The 648-nt window shown below is 57.7% G+C and carries 1 protein-coding gene; it reads right to left on the reverse strand.

Annotation, left to right across the window (positions count from 1 at the left end; genetic code table 11):
• Positions 1-648 (reverse strand): IS256 family transposase (locus RY831_RS33090; RefSeq protein WP_326510517.1); only part of this gene is annotated, 648 nt, incomplete at both ends.

Below are 648 nucleotides of genomic sequence, written 5' to 3' on the forward strand. Positions count from 1 at the left end.
GATGATGGTTCTGACCTCCGGCGGATACGTAAAGAACGGAATGACCTGCTGCCATTGACGCTTCCACATCGCTGCCACCGTCGGGAACTTGCTACCCCAAGGGCCAGCAGCAAACTCATCGAGTGCTGTGGCTGCCAAGTCTGCATTGGCCGCCTGGTAAATTGGTTTGAGCGCAGCAGCCAGTTCTTTACGGTCCTTCCATGCTGCCAGCGTAGTCGAGTTGCGGATCAGGTGCACAATGCAGGTTTGGATCTGGGCCTGCGGGTAGACCGCCTCAATGGCTTCCGGGAAGCCGCGTAGGCCATCGACTACGGCGATCAGGATGTCGTTCAGGCCGCGGTTCTTCAGGTCGTTGAAGACCTTGAGCCAGAACTTGGCGCCTTCGTTTTGCTCAATCCACAACCCCAGCACTTCTTTGCGGCCGTCGGCACGTACGCCCAATGCCAGGTACACCGCCTTGTTCTTGACCGTTCCTTCGTCACGGATCTTCAACCTCAAGGCATCGAAGTACACGATCGGATACATGGCCTCCAGCGGTCGCTGCTGCCATTGCGTGACTTCCTCGATGACTTCGTCGGTGATGGTGGAAATCAGGTCTGGCGACACTTCGGTGCCGTACAGCTCCAGTAGATGGCCCTGGATCTCCCG

This window comes from Noviherbaspirillum album (genome assembly GCF_035916955.1).
GTDB lineage: Bacteria > Pseudomonadota > Gammaproteobacteria > Burkholderiales > Burkholderiaceae_D > Noviherbaspirillum > Noviherbaspirillum album.